A 21,247-nucleotide genomic window follows, 5' to 3' on the forward strand; every position below is an offset into this window, starting at 1 on the left:
TTACTCCACGAAGGCGCGGCGCCACTGATCGAGAACCGGCTTCATCAGATAGCTGAGCATCGTCCGGCTGCCGGTCTGAACGTAGACTTCGGCCTGCATGCCGGGCATCAGGTTGACGTTGCCGAGCCGCTTGCGCTCCTCGTCGGACAGCGTGATCCTGACCGTGTAGAAGGTGGAACCGGTTCGTGGGTCATTGGTGATATCAGGCGACACGAACGAGACCTGGCCGCTCAATTTCGGCGTGGTGCGCTGGTTGAAGGCGTTGAAGTGGACCATCGCATCCTGCCCGGCGTGAACGTGATCGATATCCTTGGGCTGGACGTGCCCTTCGACCTGCAGTTCGTCCGAATCGGGGACCAGCTCCATGACGGTCTCACCCGGCTTGATGACGCCGCCGATGGTGTGGATCGCGAGCTGGTGGATGGTGCCGGAGTTCGGCGCGCGCATCTCGATGCGATCGAGCTGGTCGCGCGCGGCGACGCCCTTCTCGACCAGATCGCCTTCCTTGGCCTGGGACTCGCTGAGGTCCTTGACCACCTCGCTGCGGAAATCCTGATCGATCTTGACGGTCTGGAGCTCGGCTTCGCTGATCTTGGACCTCGTCTCCGCCACGCTGGACACCAGCTGGCCGCGTTCACCGTCGATCCGAGCGGCTTCCCGCTGCAGCGTGGTCAGTCGCGTCAGCGGAACGAGCCGCTTGTCATAGAGCTCCTGCACGCCGGCCAACTCGCCCTTGATCAGCTCGATCTGCTTGTTCTTGGATTCGAGCTGAGACTCCATGCCGCTGATTTCGTTGTTCAGCTGGACGATGCGGCCCTGCAGCAGCTCTTTTTGGCTCTTGCGGGTCGTGGCACGGGCCTTGAACAGCGCGTTCTCCGACGCGATCACGGTGCGGACGTTCGGATCGTCCTGACGTGAGGTCAGAGTGGACGGATAGTCCGGCTGATCGAGACCGTCACGCTCGGCCGAGAGCCGCGCAATCTTGGCGCGCTGCTCGTTCAATTGCTTGGTGATCGCCTGGAGCTGGGCCTGGCTCTGCGTAGCGTCGAGCCGCACGAGCAGATCGCCCGCCGCGACGCGCTTGCCGTTGTCGACCTTGATTTCCGCGACAATGCCGCCGGTCGGATGCTGAATGGCCTTCACGTTGGATTGCACCACGAGATTGCCGGGGACCACGATCGCGCCGGCGAGCGGCACGAGGGTCAGCCAGCCGCCGCCGAGAACGCCGGCGACAAGCAGCACCCGCAAGCCGAGACGCAACTCGTTCTCGAACATGCGGCTGACGCGCGGCACCAGCGATTCGTCCGAGCCGTCGTCGAGATCGGCCGCCGTTCCTTGCGTCGCAATGAAGGTCATGCCGGTGGTCAAGGCCGTGCCGGCGGTGCCGACCAGGCGGCCGACACGGGTTTGCGGAACGGCAGGCGCATGCGCCAGACGGGCGGGGAGGTTCTGCTGCCCGACCGCGCGCGGCGCGCCGACGCCGAAATTGCCGTCGCGTCGTGCATCCTGCAGGTCGAGCAGGGGCGCCGAATTGCTGCCCGCCATGCGCGCGGGCGGATGGCGCGGCGGCGGCGACAGCTCCGGCTCGTTGCCGCGCATCGGTGCGGGCTGCTGCCAGTCCATCTCGCGGATGCCTTCACCCCGGCGTGTCCGGGGCGCCTGGGCGCCGAGACCGAACAGCGACAGCGACGCACCGAGGGCGCGGCCCATGGTGCTGCCCTTCTTCTTCGAACGCGGCTTTGGCCTGCCTGGCGACGGTGGCGGACGCCGTCGCTTCTTGCCGCCGTCCCGTGTGCCGTGGCGCTGCCGCGGGTCCTCGTCGGAGCCGTCGTCGAATGCGCCCTGCAGCCGCTGCAGCTCGAGGATCAATGCATCGCCCTGCGGACCGACCGCGCGAGTCTTCGGTCGCACATAATCGTCGTCGTCGAACGGCCTGAAGTCGTTGATGTGTTTCATTGATCAAGCGCTTTCTGCTGGGGCGGCGCGACGAAGCGAGCGGGCGTTCGGATTTGGCGCCGCTGCGGGAGCAGCAACCCTGGGCGGAGCGGGGGCATGCGTGACGGCGGGTCCCGCGGCCTTGTTGGCTCCGGCGACGCGGGCAAATATCTCCTGGCAGGGACCGAATGCGATCGCCTTGCCCTCGTACAGCACCAGCGCCATGTTGAGCGCATTCAGCGCGCTGGGACGGTGCGAAATCACGATCACGATGCTCTGGTTCTGCTGCCGCATGATCTGAATGGCGCGGCTGAGCGCGTTCTCGCCGTCGGTGTCCAGATTGGCATTCGGCTCGTCGAGGACGATGAGAAAGGGATCGCCATACACCGCGCGGGCCAGACCCACGCGCTGCCGCTGACCGGCCGACAGCGACATGCCGCCTTGGCCGATTCGCGTCGAATAGCCTTCCGGCAGCCGCAGGATGATGTCGTGCACGCCGGCGATCTGCGCCGCCTTCAGAATCGCATCCGAGCTCGCATTCTCGTCGAAGCGGCAGATGTTGTCGGCGATGCTGCCGTCGAACAGGGCAACGTCCTGCGGCAGGTAGCCGATGTGGCGGCCGAGATCCTCGTTGCTCCATTGGTCGAGCGCTGCGCCGTCGAGGCGGACGGATCCATGCTGTGCAGGCCAGATGCCGACCAGCGCCTTCGAGAGCGAGGTCTTGCCGGATGCACTCGCGCCGAGCAGTGCCAGACCCGTGCCTGCCTTGATCGAGAACGACACGTTTTGAACAATCGGCCGATCGGTGCCCGGCGCGGTGACCGTCAGCTCCTGTACGGTCAGCTCGCGGAACGGGCGGGGCAACGCGACCGGCGGCGCTTCCGGCCTGGCGGTGGCCTTGCAGATATCGCGCAGACGCGCGATGCCCTGGCGCGCGGCGACCAGCTGTTTCCAGCTGCCAAGTGCGATCTCGATCGGGGCGAGCGCGCGGCCCATCAGGATCGACGAGGCCATCATCACGCCGCCGGAGGCCTGCTCGGAGACGACGAGCGCCGCGCCGATGCCGAGCATGCCCGATTGCAGGATGAAGCGCAGCACTTTCGCGGCGGCTCCGAGATTGGCGTAGACATCGCTCGCGCGAATGTTGTCCTTCAGATAGCGCTCGTTGACGGCGTTCCAGCGTGCCGAGAAGCGATCCAGCATTCCGAGCGCGCGAATCACCTCGGCATTGCGCTGGGTGGCGTCGGCGAGAACCTGCCGCGCGGCGCTCGTATCGCTGGCGGATTTACTCGCCTGACGCGACAACCGGTCGGTCACCAGCGTCATCGAGATGATTCCGGCCGTGCCGATGACGGCCGTGATGCCGATCAGCGGATGAAACAGAAACATGCCGATCAGGAAGATCGGTATCCATGGCATGTCGAGAAAGGCGGTTGGTCCCATGCTCGACATAAAGGCGCGCAGCTGGTCGAGATCGCGCAGCGGCTGCTGCATCAGCATCGGCTTGGTGCCGCGCAGGGGCAGGGTGGCCAGAGCGTGATGAATCGCGTCCTGCAAGCTCGCGTCGAACACGGTCGCCACCCGGCACAGCATGCGGGTGCGCAACGCGTCGAAATAACCCTGAATCAGATAGACGGCTAGAATCATCACCGACAGGCCGACGAGCGTGGCGAGATTCTTGCTCGGAACGACGCGATCATTGACCTGCATCATATAAACCGAGCCCGAGAGCATCAGGATGTTGATGACGCCGCTGAACACGCCGATGCCGGCCATGCGTTTGACAGCCTGGCGCAACCCGCGCGTCACCGGATCGTCGCTTCCCGAGAGAAGGTCGTTGAGGGCAGCCGCGGCTTTCGTTCTCGGGCGGTCTTGAGCCAGACTCATCCAGGCGCGTCTCCCAAACACAGTGCTTCACTCCGCGCTATTGACAGTCGATACCGACGATTTTCCGGCAACAATTGGACAAGTGGGCAATTCCGTCGCAGCGTCGCGGGTAAACGACCGGCACGAGGCGCGATGCGCCGGGGCGGCTCTGAAAAAGTGTGGCATCGTTCAGCGCGATCGGGTCCGTGCGAAATCCGTCCGCGATCGTCGATAGTTGCAGCGTGATAGCAGCCATCGGCACGCGACGCGTGTCACACATTCGTCCGTCTATCACCTTGGTTCCGTACTCATTGGTCGCGGTCCGGGCCGAATGACGCCACGAAGCCGAATAAATCTTCCTGCGGTGCAACGCACAGGCGTTGTCATCTCGATCATGCGGTATTCGATGATGGTGCGGAGAACGATCATGATGGCGGCGGCAACACAAGGACATGCGGCTCCGCGCACCAATCCAAGACGTGCAATCAGCTCAGCCGGGCATGGCGACCGACGATGTGTTCTATCATCGAACGTGCGGCCGCTGTGGAACCGGTGACCCGCCAAGCATCGGGCGCACGAGATCAACATCAACTCCAGGGAGGACGAAGCAGATCAGTCCGCGTGCGATCCGAGCAACTCGTCACCGGCTCGGGCCACGGCAGCTGATCAACCATAGGCGTGATCCAACCGATCACGCTCAAGCGTAGCGGGGCAACGATTGGGTGCAGAACGGCGCCGTAACGCCGAAGTCGGACGAAGTTGCTCACTTAGTAAAGCGTATCCGGGGGACGACAAAGTTGCTGGACGACATCACCATCGAGACGCGTGATGCGGGAATGGATTCGGGTCGAGGGGCGGCCCGCAGGGTTGAATACTTGATCATCCTGCGCCGGATCGGTCCGCTGAGACGAAATACGGTCGCCAGGTCGGCGGTGAATCGCGCCGATCGCGTGCGCGCAGCTCTGGAGGCGCACGCATGAAGATCCGCAAGACCGACTATGGAACGATCATCCTGCACTGGACCCTGGTTGGGGCCACGGTGATCGCGTTCCTGACGGGGCTTCGCATGGCGACCGAAGCGCCTGGACACGCATGGATCGCCAACAATCTCGACTGGCTGCTGCCCCGGCACCGGACCTGGACCTGGCACATGCCGGCTGGGGTCGTGCTCGCGAGCGTCGCCGTCGCCTACATGATCTATATCTCGAAGTCAGGGCTCGGCCGTCGCGTCACCATCGACAAGATGCGCTTCAAGGGCTTGCTCGGCCGCCGGCCGGCGCGGCTGGGCTCGATCAGCGTGATGCTGCATTGGGTGCTTTTCATCTCCATGGCGATCCTGATCGTCACCGGAGGCATGCTCTTCTTCGGCGTAGCCTCCGGCTACGTCACCATGATGATCCACTGGTACGCGACCTGGGTGATCCCGGCCTTCCTGGTGCTGCACGTCCTGGTTCACTTCAGCATCGGCGGAAAGATGCAGCTCTATCGCGTGTTCCGGCCGGCGCCCTTGCCGCCGCCGCCGCCAAAGCTCGATCCCGTCGAACTCCTCACGATGCTGGTCGAGCAGTCGGAAAAGCTGGAGGAAGCGGAGGCGCCTCCGAGGAGGCCGGCGCCAGCTGCGCGGCCTGCAGCACGTGAGCCGATGCCGGCGCCGCGGCGCATGGAGGAGCCGATGCGGGCCCGGTCCGAGCCGCGTGTGCCGCCGGGCCGCATGCGTCCGCCGCCGACACCTGCCAAGGGCAATTCCCGCCGCCGCAATCCGAGCTTCCAATCCAACCCGTTCATGGTCGCGATCGCCGCAGCCATCGTGATCGGTTCGGCGATGTTCGCCGCCGACTACTACGCCGAGGACACCGTCACGGTGTATCGAATCGCGACATCGGATGCGCCGACGCTTGACGGCGATTCGTCGGATCGTGTCTGGCGCAACATCCAGCCGCACATGGTGACGACCAACCAGGGCGACAATTTCGACGGTACCGGCGAATCGCGCGTCTGGATCAAGGCGGCGCATGACGGCACGTGGGTCTACTTCCTCGTCATCTGGGAGGATCCGACGCGATCGTTGAAGCAGCTGCCGCTGATCAAGAAGGCGGATGGCTGGCATCTCCTGCAGAATGGATTCGACAAGGGCGACGAGAACGATTTCAACGAGGACAAGTTCTCGCTGTTGTTCACGACGCTGCCGATCACCTTGGCCGCGGACCGAACGTTTCACATGAGCTCGCAGCCGATGCCGGACAAGCCGCCGACGCTGTCGGGTCGCGGCATCCACTACACGCCGGCGCCGAATCTCTATGCCGACGCCTGGCTGTGGAAGGCGACGAGCGGCGGCCCGACCGGATGGATGGACGATGATCATTTCGGTCCGCCTGCGGAGCCGACACCGGATCAGGTCAAGGGACTCACGCCCTACAAGGGCGGGTTCGCACCGGATCCGGGGACTGCGAACTATTCGGACAATTTCGTGATCGACAGGGAGGCCGCAAGACTGGGAAATCGGGGCGTGAGACCGAAGCGCCTTCCGAAGGACGTCGCCGCGATGACCGCGGCGATGGGCGAGATCAATCTCGATCCCAACATCGGCGAGAGTGAAGGCGCGCGCTGGTTCATGACAGAGGCCGAATCGGTGCCCTATTCGGCCGAGGCGGATGCCCAGACGCCGATCGGGACCGTGGTGCCCGGTGTTCTCGTCAGCGGCGAGTTCACCGGTGATCGCGCGGACATCCGTTGCGCTGCGCGTTGGGCCGCGGGCCACTGGACGCTCGAAATTGCCCGCAAAATGGACACGAAAAGCAAGTACGACGTTCCGATCAAGAATGGCGTGTTCATGCGTGTCGCAGCGTTCGACCATACCCAGATCAGACATACCAGGCAGATCCGGCCGATGCGACTTGAGGTGCAGTAATGGGTAAGATTTGCAAGATCCAGTACAACAGGGAAACGTTCTACGCGAATGTGGGCGATATCCTGCTCGACGGCGCCATCAACAGTGGCGTGGATCTGCCCCATGACTGCCGCAGCGGAATCTGCGGTTCCTGTAAAGTGACGGTCATCGACGGCAAGCTGTTCGGCGGCATGGAAGGCGACATGGCGCATGCGTGCCAGGCGCGTGTCGTGTCCGACCTCAAGATCATCACGGAGCCCGTGCCGGATACGGTGACGATGAACTGCGAGGTGGGCGATCTCGTGCGGCTCGCGCCCGACGTCGTCGGTGTCACCCTCGAGATGCCGAAGCCGCTGCGATTCTTCCCTGGACAATACGCCAAGGTCCAGTACCGCGGTTTTCCGACACGCTGCTACAGCCCGACCTATCCGATGGTCGGCGCACCCGATAGCCATCTGCTGTATCTGCACATCCGCATCCTGAAGGATGGCTTGGTGTCCTCGGCGCTCGGCCGTGACATCCAGGTCGGCCATCGCGTCAAGCTGACGGCGCCGCTCGGCACCGCGTTCTTCCGTCAGAAGCATCGCGGCCGGATCATCCTGGTGGCGAGCGGCACCGGCTTCGCGCCGATGTGGGCGATCGCGGTCGCCGCCATCACGGAGAATCCGAAGCGCGAGATCGTCTTCATCGTCGTGTCACGCACCTTGCAGTCGTTCTACATGCATCAGGCGCTGTGCCGCTTGGCGCGCTTCCCGAACGTGAAGATCATCCCGATCGTGTCGGAGCCGCAGAACGTCTCGCCGGCGATTCGCAGCGGCCGGCCGACCGAACACATGCCGGAGCTCACGCCGAACGACGTCGTCTACACCTGCGGCGCGCCGGCTATGACGGAGGCGGTCGCGAAGATGTCGCGCGCGGCCGGAGCGAAGTGTCATTGCGATCCGTTCGTCTCGTCGGCGCAGCCCTCCGAGTCGAGCGGCGGACTCATGGATCGGCTGGTCGGGTGGCTCGACAGCCAGCGAGGCCGGCCGGCCATGTTCCAGCCGGCGGAATGAGATCGTTGCGGCCGCGACGCGCGCGGCCGCAGTCCGGCGCTCAGCCGGCCATGAAAGCGAGCAGAGTGCCGGTGGCCGACGCGGGCGGAACGATCAGGCTCGCGCCACTGCGCACCGCTGCCGCGCCCAGAGCCTTTTCGGTGGCGGTCAGATCGTGTGAGGCCAGCACCAGGCCTGCGCCGCCTCGCTCCGGCAGGCCGGCAAGCGACACACCCGGATAGCGCGCTGCGAGCTGGTCCCTGGTCAGGAATACGAAATCGGCGCGGTCACCGCCCGAGGTGACGGTCACGGCGCCGTCGGCTTCGTCCCGGCCGTCGCGATCGATCAGGCGCGACAGGTGAGCCGCGTCCTTGGCCGGATCCGGCGTCACGATCAGCGCCTGCTTCAGTTGCTTGGCGGCGTTGGCATGGCGCATCAGTTCCGGGATCCACACCGTTTCGCGCGTCTTGTGCTGGCAGGCGAAGATGCGCAGGCCGCCCGGAGCCTCCGCGACGGGCCATTGAAACACGCGGAATTTCGCTGCCGAGATGCTGCCGTCGGGCAGGGGCACCGGACGCTCGAAGTCGATGGGACCAATCGGCTCAAAACCTTTCGCGCGGATTTCCTCGGCGCCGGCCGCGGAATCGATCGCCGTGAAGGCGATGCGCTCGATGCCTTCGCCGCGCTGGGCAAGGAAATTGCGGGTTGGAACGTTGTGATCGGTCTCGGCGAGGATGCCGAGCAACTCGATGTAGTCAGGATCGAGCATGATGGTGTAGTTGCCGGATCCCATCTTGGCACTGTGCGTGCCGCGCGGAGACAGCGTAAAACCCAGCCGCTTCCAGGTCTCCGCCGCGGCGTCGAGATCCTTCACCACGACGACCGCGTGATCGATACCGATGACATTCTTGAGGGCCACGCGTTTGTCTCCTTGCAGCGAACTTGGCATATTGGTGGCCGAACTATGCCCAATCGACCCATGCGCCGCAACCGGCGCTGCGGGGCGCTGGGCGCAAGGCAAGATCGATCTCCGGCAGGGCGGTCGACCAGCAAGGATGAGCTGTCCGCGATGAGCACCACCACAGATTCCGTTCAATGGCCGCCATCCCTTTGGGCGGCGCAGACCCCGGCTGGACCCGACCTGTCCGAGCTTCAGGGCAGTGTGCAGGCCGACGTGGTCATCATCGGCGGCGGCTTCACGGGGCTGTCGACGGCGCTGCATCTGCGCGAAGCTGGGACGGACGTCGCCATCGTCGAGGCGATGGAGCCCGGCTGGGGCGCATCCGGCCGGAACAACGGTCAGGTCATTCCGACGCTGTCACGTCCCGATCCGGACGACCTCGTCGCGCGTCATGGCGCCGCGGGCGAGCGCTTCGTGGCGATGTTACGCGACAGCGCGTCCAATCTGTTCGATACCGTGAGACGGTACAACATCGACGCCGAGCATGAACAGGCCGGCTGGGTCCAGCCGGTGCATACGCCCGGCCGCATCAAGATCGCCGAGCGCAGGTTCAAGCAGTGGTCGAAGTTCGGCGCGCCGGTCGAGCTGCTGTCGCGCGATCAGGCGCGAGACATGCTCGGCTCGGACGCCTGGCATGGCGGCTTCTGGAACAAGACCGGCGGCCACATCAATCCGCTCGCGCTGGCGCGTGGCTTGGCGCGGACGGTGCTGAGCCTGGGCGGCCGGATCTATGCGCGCTCGCCGGTGATCGATTTCGCCCGGCGGGGGGATCGCTGGATCGTGCGCACCGCACGAGGGGAGTTGTCGGCGCGCGCGCTGGTGCTGGCGAGCAATGCCTATAGCGGCGAGTTCTCCAAGGCGCTCGCACCGGATATCGCGCACGAGGTGATGCCCGTGCTGTCGTGGCAGATGGCGACGCAGCCGCTGTCCGACAATGTGCGGAAGACCGTCATCCCGGCGCGGCAGGCGATGTCCGATACCCATGGCGAACTCTATTTTGCGCGTTACGACGCCCGCAACCGACTGGTCACCGGCGGCGCCGTGATCGGCCCCGGCAATAAGGCCGAGCGGCTGAAGGCGAGGGTCGCCGAACGCCTGCAGCGCCTGTGGCCGCAGATCGGCGAGGTCAGGTTCGACTATGTCTGGAACGGCTATGTCGGCATGACCACGGACTACATGCCGCGGATTCATCGCCTCGGTCCTGATGCCTATGGCTGGACCGGCTGCAACGGCCGCGCGGTCGCGCTCACGATCCCCCTCGGTGCGGAGCTTGCGAAAGCGGTGCGCGGCGTGTCGGCGAACGAGCTGGCGCTGCCGTTCACGGAGCCGGTCACCATTCCCGCGCACGCCCTGCTGCGTCCGTTCGCGCCGCTGATGCTGCTCTTGTACCGATATCGCGACGCGCGTGAGATCGGCTAAGACGTGGGATGTTCGGTCCGGGCGAAGTCGCCGCCGGGAATGGCCTCGAGCAGAGCCTGCGTATACGGATGCTGCGGGTTGCCGAACACGTCGTGCGTGGGTCCATGCTCGACGACGACGCCGTCCTTCATGACCGCGACCAGATCGCAGATCTGGGCTGCGACGCGCAGGTCGTGCGTGATGAAGATGATCGACAGGTCGAGGCGCTCGCGCAGGCTGGTCAGCAGCTTCAACACCTGTGCCTGAACGGAGACGTCGAGCGCGGACACCGGTTCGTCCGCGACCAACACCTTGGGCTTCAGTGCCAGCGCGCGCGCCAGCCCGATGCGCTGACGCTGACCTCCGGAGAACTCATGCGGGAAGCGATCGGCGGCCGACGGGTCGAGCCCGACTAGGCTGAACAGCTCGCGCGCCTCCGTCAGCGCCTGGTCTCGCGAGGTGCCGTGCACGATCGGTCCCTGCGCCACCAGATCGACCGCCTTGCGCCGCGGGTTCAGCGAGGCGAACGGGTCCTGAAACACCATCTGCATCTGCTGGGTCCGGTTTCTGACCTCGCTGCGGGAGAGGCGCGCCCAGTCCTCACCGTCGAGCAGGATCGTTCCTGCGTCGGGATCGATCAGGCGAATGATGCAGCGGGCGAGGGTGGATTTGCCGGAGCCCGACTCGCCGACGATGCCGAGCGTTGCGCCCTTTGGCAGCGCGAGCGAGACGTCCCTGACCGCATGGGTGACGCGCTCGCCGCGGCCGAGGAAGCCGCCGGTGCGATATGTCTTCGAGACACCGGAGATGGTGAGGATCATCCGGTCCGACAGCTTGCGTGCCGGGGGCGCTGCTACCGGCGGCACCGCGGCGATCAGTTGCCTGGTGTAGTCATGCTGCGGCCGTTGCAGGACATCCGCCGCCGCGCCCTGTTCGACGACGCTGCCATGTTGCATCACGACGACGCGGTCGGCGATCTCGGCGACGACCCCGAAGTCATGCGTGATGAACAGCACCGCAGTCTTGCGCCTCTGCTGCAGCTCGCGGATGAGCTTGAGGATCTGGGCCTGCGTCGTGACGTCGAGCGCCGTCGTCGGCTCGTCGGCGATCAGCAGCTTCGGATCGAGCGCCAAGGCCATGGCGATCATCGCGCGCTGGCGTTGTCCGCCGGACAACTCGTGCGGATAGGCCTTCGCCGCGCGCGGCGGATCGGGAATGTTGACGTCCGACAGCAGCGACAGCACGCGCGATTTGATCTCGACCTTCGACAGATCGGTATGGATGTCCAGGACCTCGCCGATCTGGTCGCCGATCGTGCGCAATGGATTGAGCGCGGTCATCGGCTCCTGGAACACCATCGCGATTTCGGCGCCGCGGATGCGGCGCATCTCGGCCGCCGTGGCGGTGCAGAGGTCGTGGCCGGCGAACAGGATGCGGCCGCCGTCGGTGGTCACGCCGTCCGGCAGCAGCCGCATGATCGTGTTGGCCATCATCGACTTGCCGGAGCCGGACTCGCCGACGATGCAGACGATCTCGTTTTCGGCGATCGCAAGCGAGACCTCCGAGATCGCATGCATGCGGTCGGCGCCTTTCGGCAGACGTACGCTGAGGCGATCGACGGTCAAAACGGGCTTGGCTGGACTCATCGCTGCTTCAGCCGCGGGTTCAGTGCATCGTTGAGGCCCTGGCCGACCAGCGACACCGCAAGCACGGTGATGAGGATGGCAACGCCGGGGATCGCCGACACGTACCACTGCACGCGCAGCACGTCGCGTCCCAGGCCGATCAGGTTGCCCCAGGAGGCGACGTTGGCGTCGGACAGCCGCAGGAAGGCAAGCGCGCTTTCCAGGAGGATCGCAACCGCCATCACGACGCCGGCATAGACGATCACCGGCGGCAGCGCGTTGGGCAGGATCTCGCCCAGCATCAGCTGGGTGTCGCGCATGCCGAGGGTGCGGCCGGCCTGGACGAATTCGCGGCTGCGCAGCGAGAGGAACTCAGCCCGCGTCAACCGCGCCGGCGCCGGCCATGAGACGATGCCGACGGCGATCGTGACCGTCGTCAAGGTCGAGCCGAACACCGCGACCAGCACCAGCAGCAGCACGAAATTCGGCAGTGTCTGGAAGGCCTCGGTGATGCGCATCAGGATGTTGTCGACCCACCCGCCGTAGTAGCCGGCGAGCGCGCCGACCATGATTCCGATCGCCACGGCAATGAACGTGGCGACGCCGCCGATCAGGAGCGAGATGCGGGCGCCGTGAAAGATCTGGGCGGCGATATCGCGGCCGGAATTGTCGGTGCCGAGCAGAAAACGTGGATTGGCGAACGGCCAGATCAGCGGCCGGCCGGCGAGGGCGAGCGGATCGCGCGGATACAGATAGCCGGCGCTGATCGCCATGCCTACGACGATCAGCAGCAGGATCAGGCCCAGCACCGCAGCCGGACTGCGGAAGTAGCGCTTCGCGGCGTCCATGTTCAGCCCTCCGCCGTGATGCGCGGATCGAGCCGCGCGTAGAGCAGGTCGGTGACGAAGTTGACCAGGATCACCAGCAGCGCGGAGACGAAGACGATTCCGAGCAGCGTGTTGAGATCGCGCTGGACCACCGATTCATAGGCGAGGCGCCCAAGGCCGGGCAGCGAGAATACGGTCTCCACCACGACCGAGCCGCCGAGCATCGTTCCGGCCTGGAGTCCGATCAGCGTCACCATTGGCAGCAGCGCGTTGCGCAACACGTGGCGGGTGATGATGCGGGTTTCGTCGAGGCCCTTGGCACGCGCGGTGCGGACGAAATCGAGGTTCAGGACCTCGAGCATGGATGCGCGCATGATGCGCAGATAGATGGCCAGGAAGATCAGGCCGAGCGTCAGCGACGGCAGCACCAGATGGCTCGCAATGTCGAGCACGCGCCAGATCCCGGTGCTGACGGCGCCGATGTCCTCGAAGCCGCCCGCGGGCAGCCATTGCAGATAGATCGAGAACACCACGATGGCCATCAGGCCGAACCAGAACGAGGGCGTGGCGTAGAAGATCAGGCCGACCGTCGAGATCAGCGTATCCGGCCAGCGATTGACGCCGCGCGCCGCGATCACGCCGAACACGAGGCCGAAGAAGAACGCAAAGGAGAGAGCGGAGGTCATCAGCAGCAGGGTCGTCGGCAGCCGCTCCAGGATCACGGCGGCGACTGGCTTGCCGTAGATCGCGGAGAACCCGAGATCGAGGCGCACCAGCCGCCACAGGTAATTGGCGAGCTGCATCGGGACCGACAGATCCAACCCATAGAAGCGGCGCAGCTCGCGGGCAGTCGCCGCGTCGCCGCCGCCCATCTGGGCCATCATCGCGTCGACCGTATCGCCCGGCGCGAGCTGCAGCAGGAGAAAGACGCCGATCAGGATCAGGAACAGGGTTGGGATCGAGGCGGCGAGCCGCCGCCCCGCAAGGCTCAAGATGCGCATGGCCTTATCCTGACGGATTCCGGCTCAGGCGGAAAGCCACAGATCGTGCCAGCTCGACGATCCCCAGCGCGGCGTGTTCGAGTGGTTGCGCGCCTTTGCCGTGATCACGGTGACGAAGATCTGCTCGATCGGCATCCACACCGGCAGCTCGGTATTGGCCTCGCGCACGAAGTCGGCATAGAGCGCCTTGCGCTTGGCCGGATCGACCTCGGTCGCCGCATCATCGATGATCTTGTCGATCTTGGCATCGTCCCAACCCCACTGATTGGTCCACGGCGCGCCCTTGGGCTGGCCGGAGCGGTACCAGACCGTGGTGGAGACGGCCGGATCGTTGCGATACTGGTGCCAGCCGGTCGCGAGGTCGAAGGCGTGCTCGTCATAGACCTGCTTGAGGAAGCCGCCGCCGTCGTTGCGTACGATCTCGATCGCGATGCCGACCTCGCCCAGCGATTGCTGGAGGAAGGTCGACCACAGCGAGATGTCCTCGCCCCATGGCGCGGGCAGCAGCCGCAGCGAGAAGCGGGTGCCGCCGGCGCCGGGCTTGTAGCCGGCCTCGTCCAGGAGCGCCGCCGCCTTGGCCTTGTCGTAGGGATATTGCGGCGTATTAGCGCCGGGGTAGAAGTCGGTCGAGGTCGACGGGATCGGACCGGTGCCCAGCTTGGCGAAATCGCCGAGGAAGTTCTCGATGAAGAAGGGAACGTTAATCGCATGCGCGATGGCGCGGCGGACCTTCACGTCCGCCAGCTCCTTGCGGCGGACGTTGAACTCGAGCGTATTGGTGCGCGCGTTGCCCTCATTGCCTTTGGTCGAGACGATGAAGCGCTTATCCTTGCCGAGCCGCGCCATGTCGGAGATGGTCAGGCCCGAGAACGGGCTGTAGTGCAGCTCGCCTGCCTCCATTTGCGCCGCCGCAGCCGCACGGTCAGTGATCACCTTCCACACGATGCGGTCGAGATAGGGCGCGTTCGGCCGCCAGTAGTCGGCATTGCGCTCGGCGATGATATACTGGCCGCGTTCGTACTTCACGAATTTGAACGGACCAGTGCCAATGGGGGCGAGGTTCGCGGGGTTCTGCCTGATGTCGCCGCTCTCGTAGATGTGCTTGGCCGAGACGTAGCCGAGATCGGGCAGGGCGCGCAGCAGCAGGTTGAGCGGCATCGGCCGCTCGTAGCGGAAGATCGCGGTTTGCGGATCCGGCGTGTCAACCGCAGTCAGGAACAACTGCAGGGTCGATCCGTAGTTCAGGATCTTCTTCCACATGTTCATCGCGGTGAAGGCAACGTCCTCCGACGTGAACGGCTTGCCGTCATGCCAGGTGATGCCCTTGCGCAGCTTGAAAGTGACGGTCTTGCCGTCCGGCGTCGCCTCCCAGCTCTCGGCAAGTACGCCGACCGGCTGGCCGTTGGCATCGAGGTCGACGAGGTTCTCCTGGATCTTGCCGCCGATGATGTAGACGCCGGTTGAAGCCTGGAGGCTTGGGTTGAGCTGGCGTTGCTCGGCGCCGTAGTGAACGTTGAACACGCCACCCTTGCGCGGCGTCTCCTCGGCGAAGGCGCGGAGTGGATTGACCACATTCGCGGCGATGGCAGCGGAGGTCAGGAGGGCGGTCCGGCGGCTGATCTCGAAACGGCTCGAATTCATCAAGGTCTCCCGAAGGCCAAGCGGGACGCTGGCCGATGGTGCAATCGCGGCGAAGACTAACGCGGATCGCGGGTCCAAGTCATTTGCGAATTGCGATGCAGATGTGCGGCATTCTCGGGCGCCCCATGCAGCCGGCGGCACCGTGGCATAGATTGCTCGTATACGAACGAATGGGAGAAGGTCCTCGCCGGCAAGGACCTGAATGAGGTGGGGATTGCCGGCTGTCACGGAGCGGCCGGAGGCAACTTTGACGTGGCGCCAATAGATCGCGCTATCTCAGATCGACGTCAGGGGATACCTTCGATCGGCAGCCGCAGCTCGAACGCAACACCGTTGTCGCCCGGCCGCAGAGAGATCTCGCCGCCATGGCTTGCCATGATGGCGCGCACGATCGATAGCCCCATACCGGTACCGCCGCTGTCGCGCCGGGTCGTGAAGAAGGCATCGAAGATGCGGTCGCGGTTCTCCGGTGAGATCGGATCGCCGTCATTGCTGGCGATGACGATCAGCATCTCCTTGCTCTCCTCGGCCTCGAGGCGGATGCGCCGGGCGCCATGCCGGACGGCGTTGTCGACGAGATGCGTGAGCACGATCAGCACGGTCTCGTTCGGGAGCGTGGTGCGGCGCTCGACCGGGCCGGTCGTCTCGATGACGGTCGACGGGAAACGCACTCGCAGCGTGCCGACGGCCTCGGCTATGGTACCGGCCTCGACCGTCGAGACCGTCTCCGCCCGTGCCAGCTCGCGCAAGCGCTGGGCCAGCGCTGCGAGGCGGTCGGCGTCGCCAAGGATGTTGGTGAGGAATTTCTCCTGCTCGGCGCGTGTCAAGGTCTCGGAAGGGCTGGCCAGAGAGTCGAGCAGCAGCTCGGCTGCGCCCTTGATTGAGGTCAGCGGCGACTTGAGTTCGTGCGTCAGATGCGCGGAAAAGCTCCTGATGTAGTTGGAGCGTTGCGCCAGTTGCTCGGCCATGGCGAAGAAGTGCTCGGCGAGCTCCGCGAAGTCGCGGGTGCCGTAATGGGCGAGCGGACGGAAACCGGCGGGATCGTTGCGTCCGATCCTGCCGGCGCGATCGACCAGCTCGCGCATCGGCCGTGTGATCGTCCGCGCCACGATGAGGCCGACCAGCAGCGTCATGAGGACAATGGTGGAGCCGGCGGCGATGAACTTGCCGCGCTCCTGATAGAGATGCTCGAAGATGTTGCGGGGCGTGCGCGAGGTATAGATGACCCCGGCGACGTGATCATCGACGATCACGGGCATGGCCGAGAACACATGGACGCCGACGCCGCGGCTGATCGAATAGATCGGTGGCGGGGCCTTGTCCGGAATGCGAATGCGGAGCGCGGCGCTGTAGCGTCCCTTCAGGGCGGCGGCCACCTCGTCGATATGAGCGAGTGATTTGCCCATTTCGTCGCGGCCGGCGATCACGACCCCTTGAGGATCGAGCACGCGAAACCCGGCCAAGGTGACCTTCTGCGTCTCCCTGACGATCGGCAGGAGCCGCGCGCCGATCGCGACGTAGGCCGGATCCGCAGGATGGGCCGCGTCGCGGGCGTCGGGGCGGCGGACGAACAGATCGTTGGCCAGGAGATCGAGCAGGGGGCGAATGGGCGTCACCTCGTCGGACGCATCCGGACGCGACTCGGGCGGGATCTCGGCGCCGAGCGGAAGGCCAGCGGCAAGGCGCGCGGAAACCTCCTCGGCAAAGACCGCCGCGAGGACACGGCTCTGCGCGATCAGCTCCGCCTGTGTCTGGCGGATCAGCTGGTTGTCATAGATGCGAAAGAAGAACAGCCCGACGAGCGGCAAGGTGCCGACCAGCGCCAGCACGCCAAAGACGATCTGTCCCAGCGACGGCCGCCATTTTGCCTTGGGCTTGGGCGCGATCATGGGGTGCCGCAGCGGCCGAGCCGGAAGCCCACGCCATGGACCGTCTCGATCGCGTCCTCGCAATGCGCGGCTGCGAGCTTCGCTCTGATGTTGCGGATGTGGCTGTCGATCGTTCGGTCGGAGACCTGAATGTTGAGCTGATAGGCGGCGGCCATGATCTGCTCGCGGCTGAACACGACCGCAGGACGCGTCATCAGCGTGCGCAGGATGCTGAACTCCAGCGCGGTGAGCGTCAGCGGCATGTCATCGAAACGGGCCAGGTGCTGCTGCGGGTCGAGCCGGAGCCGGCCATGGACGAGCTTCTCCGGCTCGGCCGAGCGATCACCTCCGCCGTTCGCGACCCGGCGGAGAATGACGTTGACGCGGGCAACCAGCTCGCGCGGACTGAACGGCTTTGTCACGTAGTCGTCGCCGCCGATCTCGAGCCCGAGAATGCGGTCGATCTCCTCGTCGCGGGCCGACAGGAACAGGATCGGCACTTGCGAGGTCCGGCGAATGCGCCGGCAGACCTCGAGGCCGTCGAACTCCGGCATGCCGACGTCGAGCACGATCAGGTCCGGACGGTCTTCGGTGACCCTGGTCAGCGCAGCGCGGCCGTCGGCGGCTTCCCTCACCGCCATGCCGGCCTTGCTCAAGGCCACGCGCAGGACTTCGCGGATATGCGGGTCATCGTCGACGATGAGGATTCGGGGAGACACGAGCTCTACTCCGCGGCGAGGCATCAGCTTGGTTTCTGCGACACAGGATGTGTATCGAGATAGCGCTGCAGGCGCCAGCCGCGAAAACTCCAGGATCGCCAGGACGCCATGCTGCTTTCCTGTTGCTCAAGGAGCCGATCACGGTCGCTGGCCAGCCCTCGGTCCGTCGGTCGCAACAGCATCGCCCGCTCGATGGCCGGCAGTGCCTCGGGTCCGAGCCAGACGAGATAGGAGCCGTCGATGAGAGGGCCGCTCTGTCCCGCCTCACGACTATGGGAGACATTGAAGTCTGCGATCGGCCGGTCGAAATTGATCAGCGCACAGCCGTAGATGGTCGCCGAGAGCACCAGCAGGTTCATACGGATGAGCCATGCGTTGGACTTGTCGAGAGCGATCCTGAGCACGATGAGGATCAGGCCGATCGCGACCAGGATCATCCATATCAGGGCCGCGATTCGCCAATAGGTCAGAGCATAAGTCTCGATATACATGTGAAGCCGTTGAATCGAGGACACGACCAGCATCACGTTCTGAGCCACCCAGAGATAGACCAGCGGCCGGACCAGTCGCGACTCGTTTGCCGTGGTCTCGGAGCGGACGGCGACGATGACGAAGGCAGCCGCGAGCAGCGCCGTGACGATCAAGGGGTAGGCGCCTCGGTGCGCATAGGTCGCATAGGTCATGCCGTCCGGAAGCGCAGCATGTCCCCACAGATATGCGCCGTCGAGCGCCGTCTGGAGGGCAAACAGGATGTTGAACAGGATCAGCGCCCGGATCACGGTTTCAGGGCCGAGCACGGTCGTCAGGATTGACGGCTGATCGGGCTCGCTTTCGATCGGCGGGCTCGAGGTCGTGGTCCGCTCGCGCCAGCGAAGGTTGACGAATGGCCAGACCATGGACAACGTCACGAGCCAGAAGATCGCGTGCCCCATCGTGAGTTGGGAGGCGACGCGCTCGGGACTGAGGACGGCGAACCACCGCTCAATGACCGGATTGGCTGCTGCGAACAGAGCCAAGAACACGCAGCCGAGTGCCAGCGGAATGCTCCAGACAACGAGAGTTCGCGTGATCATGTTCGCGCGCAGCGTCACGATCGCATCAGGTATCAGTCGAAACGGCCCGATCAGGAGCAACTGCCGCGCGGCGGTCAGCGGAAGCCGGAAGCCGCGCGCGGATCGGTTGGTCGCCAGCGTGATAGCCGACAGCGTCGTGAGCAGCAGGACAGGAAAAGAAAGCAGGTTCAGCTCCTCGATGGCGGGAGCCAGGCCGGCAACGAAGAGAACTGCAGCTCCGACCAGACGGTTTCGATCGGTCTTGGCAAGATTGGCGAGAATGCTCGCTGCGGCGAGCGCGGCGAAAAACAGCGGGAATGCCAGGCCGATCGGCCGGCCGTTGTAGAGCAGCGTGTCGGCGAGGCCGACGAGACCGGCAGTGATGGCGAATTTGAGCCACATCGAATCGGGCGCGACGGGCGCAGCCGTCGGCTCGGCGAGAGTCGTCATGGAAGAATCCTTGGTTTGGGTCATCGTTCGGGCCGGGAGGCACAAGCCGATGAGCCAAGCATGACGCCTGCCCATGCAGCAGCTCACGAGGGGATCTGCAGCATTTCAGGATTTGTTTGCAGATTTCGTGCAGACGCGATTCCACATCTGGCGCAGGGAAAACGTGATTGTTACGGCAATGGCCGTCTTTCCCCTCGGATGATCGGCTGCACACATGCTCGGACGTATCAGGACCGCGGTTCTCTGGATCCTTGCTCTGCTCTTCATTTTCGTCACGCTGAACAGCAACGAGCCCTATCTGGTTCGGCTGCGGGGCAGCGGCCACGCAGCCCTGCTCCTCATCGGGCTTGCCGTTCCGCTGCTGCTGATGCTCGGCGGTCGGTGGCGGCGGGGGCCCGCCGGACGCGCTCTGGTCGTAGCATGGTGCGTTCCGCTGATCATGCTGACGTCGACGCAGTTCATGTTTGCCTGGCGCAAGTACGAGACGTTCCGGACGCCCCCCGACGTGGCGCATCTGCTCGGCCGGCATTTCATCGTCGGTTACACGGCCGTCGATGACGCAGCCGCGTTGGCCCGGCAGGGGTTGATCGCGGGCGTCTATGTGACACACCACAACATCCGCGGCCGGACCGAGCCTCAGCTGCGCGCCGAGATGGCGCGATTGCAGGACGCGCGCCGGAGTGCCGGGCTGCCGCCTCTGCTGGTTGCGGCGGATCAGGAGGGAGGCGCCGTCGCACACCTGTCTCCGACCCTGCCGAACATGCCCGGCCTCGCAACGCTGGCCGATCTGCCGGCCTCGCGGCGCGCGCAGGATGCGTTCGCGATGGGGCGCGCCCAGGGTGAGGCTCTCGCGGCTGCCGGCATCACCTTCAATTTGGCTCCGGTCGTCGACCTTCGCCCGAGCTGGACACGCAACCGACTGGACTTTCACACCTTGATCGGCCGCCGCGCGATCTCCAACGATCCCGCGGTGGTTGGCGACATTGCGCTCGGTTACGTCCGTGGCCTGGAAGCAAGCGGTGTCCGCGCGGCCGTCAAGCATTTCCCTGGTCTGGGGCGCGTCGCAGCCGATACGCATCATTTCTCGGCACAGCTCGGCACGCCGGCAGATGTCTTGGAACGGTCGGATTGGCGGCCGTTCCGACAGGTGCTGCAGGGCTCGCACGCGGCAATGATGGTCGGTCACGTGACGGTCGATGCGATCGATCCAGAGCGGCCTGCCTCACATTCCAAAGCCGTGCTCGAGGGACTCATTCGCGGCCGCTGGAACTATCCGGGCGTGATCGTGACGGATGATATCGTGATGGGGGCGATCTACGGCCGCGATCTCTGCAAAGCTGTCGTGGAGGCTCTCAACGGCGGCGCCGATCTGTTGCTGGTGGCCTATGACGGCACCCAGTTCCACCGCGCGCTCGCCTGCGCCAAGGAGGCTCTGGCGGAAGGACGCATCGACCTCGATGCAATCAGCAGGAGCGATGAGCGACTGAAGCGCTGGGCGCCGACGGTTGGCAAATCACAGCCGTCGAATGTGTCTACGGTTATGCAACAGCCTGGAGGCGTGCATCAGAAGATCGTGGACTGAATGGCAGCGAGCCCTCAGCGCGGGCCATTGCCGGTCCAGTTGCGCCAAGCGACATTCGAGAGGCTTCGCAGGTCGGTCGCCAGCGGGCGTCGCGTCTGCTTGTCGTGCTGAGCGATGAGGTGCTCGGATTCGCGGATCTTGACCTGGAGTTCCGCAACCTGCCGCTTGGTCTGTTCAAGCGCCTTCGCATCGGCGCTCTCGCCCACCGTGAACCGCGCCGTCTCGATCTGTTTCAAGGTCGCGCGATTCTTTTTGAGCTGGGCGCGATGCCAGGCAACCTTGCTGTCACTGTCCGCAACCATGGTGGACTCCCGCGAAATGCCGCGGAGACTAAACGACCGATTTCTGATTCGCGACAGCTTCGGACCGGCATCGCCAACATTGGAATACCGATCTGCCGA

16 protein-coding genes are annotated in these 21,247 nt (G+C 65.1%); 5 read left to right on the forward strand and 11 right to left on the reverse strand.

From position 1 onward, the window contains the following. On the reverse strand, positions 1-1,956 hold the full coding sequence (locus tag ACQR13_RS20690) for an HlyD family type I secretion periplasmic adaptor subunit (protein ID WP_434863147.1): 1,956 nt from the start codon (positions 1,954-1,956) through the stop codon (positions 1-3). A gap of 3 nt (positions 1,957-1,959) precedes the next feature. After that, complete coding sequence (locus ACQR13_RS20695) at positions 1,960-3,822, reverse strand: type I secretion system permease/ATPase (RefSeq protein ID WP_315827558.1); 1,863 nt, start codon at positions 3,820-3,822, stop codon at positions 1,960-1,962. A gap of 776 nt (positions 3,823-4,598) precedes the next feature. On the opposite strand from ACQR13_RS20695, the gene ACQR13_RS20700 reads away from it, so the two are divergent. Genes ACQR13_RS20700 through ACQR13_RS20710 form a run of 3 tightly spaced genes read left to right on the forward strand, consistent with a single transcriptional unit; the run spans position 4,599 to position 7,743 of the window. Continuing rightward, entirely contained in the window at positions 4,599-4,781 is a 183-nt protein-coding gene (locus ACQR13_RS20700; protein WP_315711801.1) for a hypothetical protein, read from the forward strand. Next, positions 4,778-6,709 (forward strand): ethylbenzene dehydrogenase-related protein, encoded by a 1,932-nt coding sequence (locus ACQR13_RS20705; protein WP_434863148.1) that lies wholly within the window; start codon positions 4,778-4,780, stop codon positions 6,707-6,709. The genes ACQR13_RS20700 and ACQR13_RS20705 overlap by 4 nt, the downstream gene beginning before the upstream one ends. Further along, positions 6,709-7,743, forward strand: coding sequence for a 2Fe-2S iron-sulfur cluster-binding protein (locus ACQR13_RS20710; RefSeq protein ID WP_315711805.1), 1,035 nt, complete (start codon positions 6,709-6,711; stop codon positions 7,741-7,743). Before ACQR13_RS20705 ends, ACQR13_RS20710 begins: the two co-directional genes overlap by 1 nt. A gap of 40 nt (positions 7,744-7,783) precedes the next feature. Here ACQR13_RS20710 and ACQR13_RS20715 read toward each other — a convergent pair whose 3' ends face one another. Beyond that, positions 7,784-8,641, reverse strand: a complete 858-nt coding sequence (locus ACQR13_RS20715; protein WP_315711806.1) for a VOC family protein — start codon at positions 8,639-8,641, stop codon at positions 7,784-7,786. 150 nt (positions 8,642-8,791) lie between these two features. Between ACQR13_RS20715 and ACQR13_RS20720 the strand changes: the two genes are divergently transcribed. Further along, on the forward strand, positions 8,792-10,102 hold the full coding sequence (locus ACQR13_RS20720) for an NAD(P)/FAD-dependent oxidoreductase (RefSeq protein WP_315827560.1): 1,311 nt from the start codon (positions 8,792-8,794) through the stop codon (positions 10,100-10,102). Here the strand turns inward: ACQR13_RS20720 and ACQR13_RS20725 are convergent. The 7 genes from ACQR13_RS20725 to ACQR13_RS20755 form a co-directional block, all read right to left on the reverse strand. Continuing rightward, entirely contained in the window at positions 10,099-11,727 is a 1,629-nt protein-coding gene (locus tag ACQR13_RS20725; protein ID WP_316202375.1) for an ABC transporter ATP-binding protein, read from the reverse strand. The genes ACQR13_RS20720 and ACQR13_RS20725 overlap by 4 nt on opposite strands. Then, positions 11,724-12,554: an ABC transporter permease gene (locus ACQR13_RS20730; protein ID WP_315711810.1), complete on the reverse strand. Its 831-nt coding sequence runs from the start codon at positions 12,552-12,554 to the stop codon at positions 11,724-11,726. Before ACQR13_RS20730 ends, ACQR13_RS20725 begins: the two co-directional genes overlap by 4 nt. A 2-nt stretch (positions 12,555-12,556) precedes the next feature. Beyond that, the gene (locus tag ACQR13_RS20735; RefSeq protein WP_316202374.1) at positions 12,557-13,534 is read right to left on the reverse strand and encodes an ABC transporter permease; all 978 of its coding nucleotides are present in this window, start codon (positions 13,532-13,534) and stop codon (positions 12,557-12,559) included. A 24-nt stretch (positions 13,535-13,558) separates the two neighbouring features. Beyond that, positions 13,559-15,175, reverse strand: coding sequence for an ABC transporter substrate-binding protein (locus ACQR13_RS20740; RefSeq protein ID WP_316202373.1), 1,617 nt, complete (start codon positions 15,173-15,175; stop codon positions 13,559-13,561). A 287-nt stretch (positions 15,176-15,462) separates the two neighbouring features. Beyond that, on the reverse strand, positions 15,463-17,064 hold the full coding sequence (locus tag ACQR13_RS20745) for a sensor histidine kinase (protein WP_316202372.1): 1,602 nt from the start codon (positions 17,062-17,064) through the stop codon (positions 15,463-15,465). Then, positions 17,061-17,762 carry a response regulator transcription factor gene (locus tag ACQR13_RS20750; protein WP_316202371.1) on the reverse strand — a complete coding sequence of 234 codons (702 nt, stop codon included), beginning with the start codon at positions 17,760-17,762 and terminating at the stop codon, positions 17,061-17,063. Before ACQR13_RS20750 ends, ACQR13_RS20745 begins: the two co-directional genes overlap by 4 nt. Positions 17,763-17,785: 23 nt before the next feature. Continuing rightward, the gene (locus ACQR13_RS20755; protein ID WP_316202370.1) at positions 17,786-19,264 is read right to left on the reverse strand and encodes a DUF4153 domain-containing protein; all 1,479 of its coding nucleotides are present in this window, start codon (positions 19,262-19,264) and stop codon (positions 17,786-17,788) included. A 214-nt stretch (positions 19,265-19,478) separates the two neighbouring features. Between ACQR13_RS20755 and ACQR13_RS20760 the strand changes: the two genes are divergently transcribed. Further along, complete coding sequence (locus ACQR13_RS20760; RefSeq protein WP_316170200.1) at positions 19,479-20,846, forward strand: glycoside hydrolase family 3 N-terminal domain-containing protein; 1,368 nt, start codon at positions 19,479-19,481, stop codon at positions 20,844-20,846. Positions 20,847-20,860: 14 nt separating this feature from the next. On the opposite strand, the gene ACQR13_RS20765 is transcribed toward ACQR13_RS20760, so the two are convergent. Further along, positions 20,861-21,148, reverse strand: coding sequence for a hypothetical protein (locus ACQR13_RS20765; protein WP_315711818.1), 288 nt, complete (start codon positions 21,146-21,148; stop codon positions 20,861-20,863). Positions 21,149-21,247 lie beyond the last annotated feature (99 nt).

This window comes from Bradyrhizobium sp. HKCCYLRH3059, from assembly GCF_051168035.1.
In the GTDB taxonomy this organism is placed as follows: Bacteria; Pseudomonadota; Alphaproteobacteria; order Rhizobiales; family Xanthobacteraceae; genus Bradyrhizobium.

What these genes read in the sequence shown, in the direction of transcription:
- ACQR13_RS20690 (WP_434863147.1), bottom strand. Translation starts at nt 1,956, where the DNA reads ATGAAACACATCAACGACTTCAGGCCGTTCGACGACGACGATTATGTG.
- ACQR13_RS20695 (WP_315827558.1), bottom strand. Translation starts at nt 3,822, where the DNA reads ATGAGTCTGGCTCAAGACCGCCCGAGAACGAAAGCCGCGGCTGCCCTC.
- ACQR13_RS20705 (WP_434863148.1), top strand. Translation starts at nt 4,778, where the DNA reads ATGAAGATCCGCAAGACCGACTATGGAACGATCATCCTGCACTGGACC.
- ACQR13_RS20710 (WP_315711805.1), top strand. Translation starts at nt 6,709, where the DNA reads ATGGGTAAGATTTGCAAGATCCAGTACAACAGGGAAACGTTCTACGCG.
- ACQR13_RS20720 (WP_315827560.1), top strand. Translation starts at nt 8,792, where the DNA reads ATGAGCACCACCACAGATTCCGTTCAATGGCCGCCATCCCTTTGGGCG.
- ACQR13_RS20725 (WP_316202375.1), bottom strand. Translation starts at nt 11,727, where the DNA reads ATGAGTCCAGCCAAGCCCGTTTTGACCGTCGATCGCCTCAGCGTACGT.
- ACQR13_RS20730 (WP_315711810.1), bottom strand. Translation starts at nt 12,554, where the DNA reads ATGGACGCCGCGAAGCGCTACTTCCGCAGTCCGGCTGCGGTGCTGGGC.
- ACQR13_RS20735 (WP_316202374.1), bottom strand. Translation starts at nt 13,534, where the DNA reads ATGCGCATCTTGAGCCTTGCGGGGCGGCGGCTCGCCGCCTCGATCCCA.
- ACQR13_RS20740 (WP_316202373.1), bottom strand. Translation starts at nt 15,175, where the DNA reads ATGAATTCGAGCCGTTTCGAGATCAGCCGCCGGACCGCCCTCCTGACC.
- ACQR13_RS20745 (WP_316202372.1), bottom strand. Translation starts at nt 17,064, where the DNA reads ATGATCGCGCCCAAGCCCAAGGCAAAATGGCGGCCGTCGCTGGGACAG.
- ACQR13_RS20755 (WP_316202370.1), bottom strand. Translation starts at nt 19,264, where the DNA reads ATGACGACTCTCGCCGAGCCGACGGCTGCGCCCGTCGCGCCCGATTCG.
- ACQR13_RS20760 (WP_316170200.1), top strand. Translation starts at nt 19,479, where the DNA reads ATGCTCGGACGTATCAGGACCGCGGTTCTCTGGATCCTTGCTCTGCTC.
- ACQR13_RS20765 (WP_315711818.1), bottom strand. Translation starts at nt 21,148, where the DNA reads ATGGTTGCGGACAGTGACAGCAAGGTTGCCTGGCATCGCGCCCAGCTC.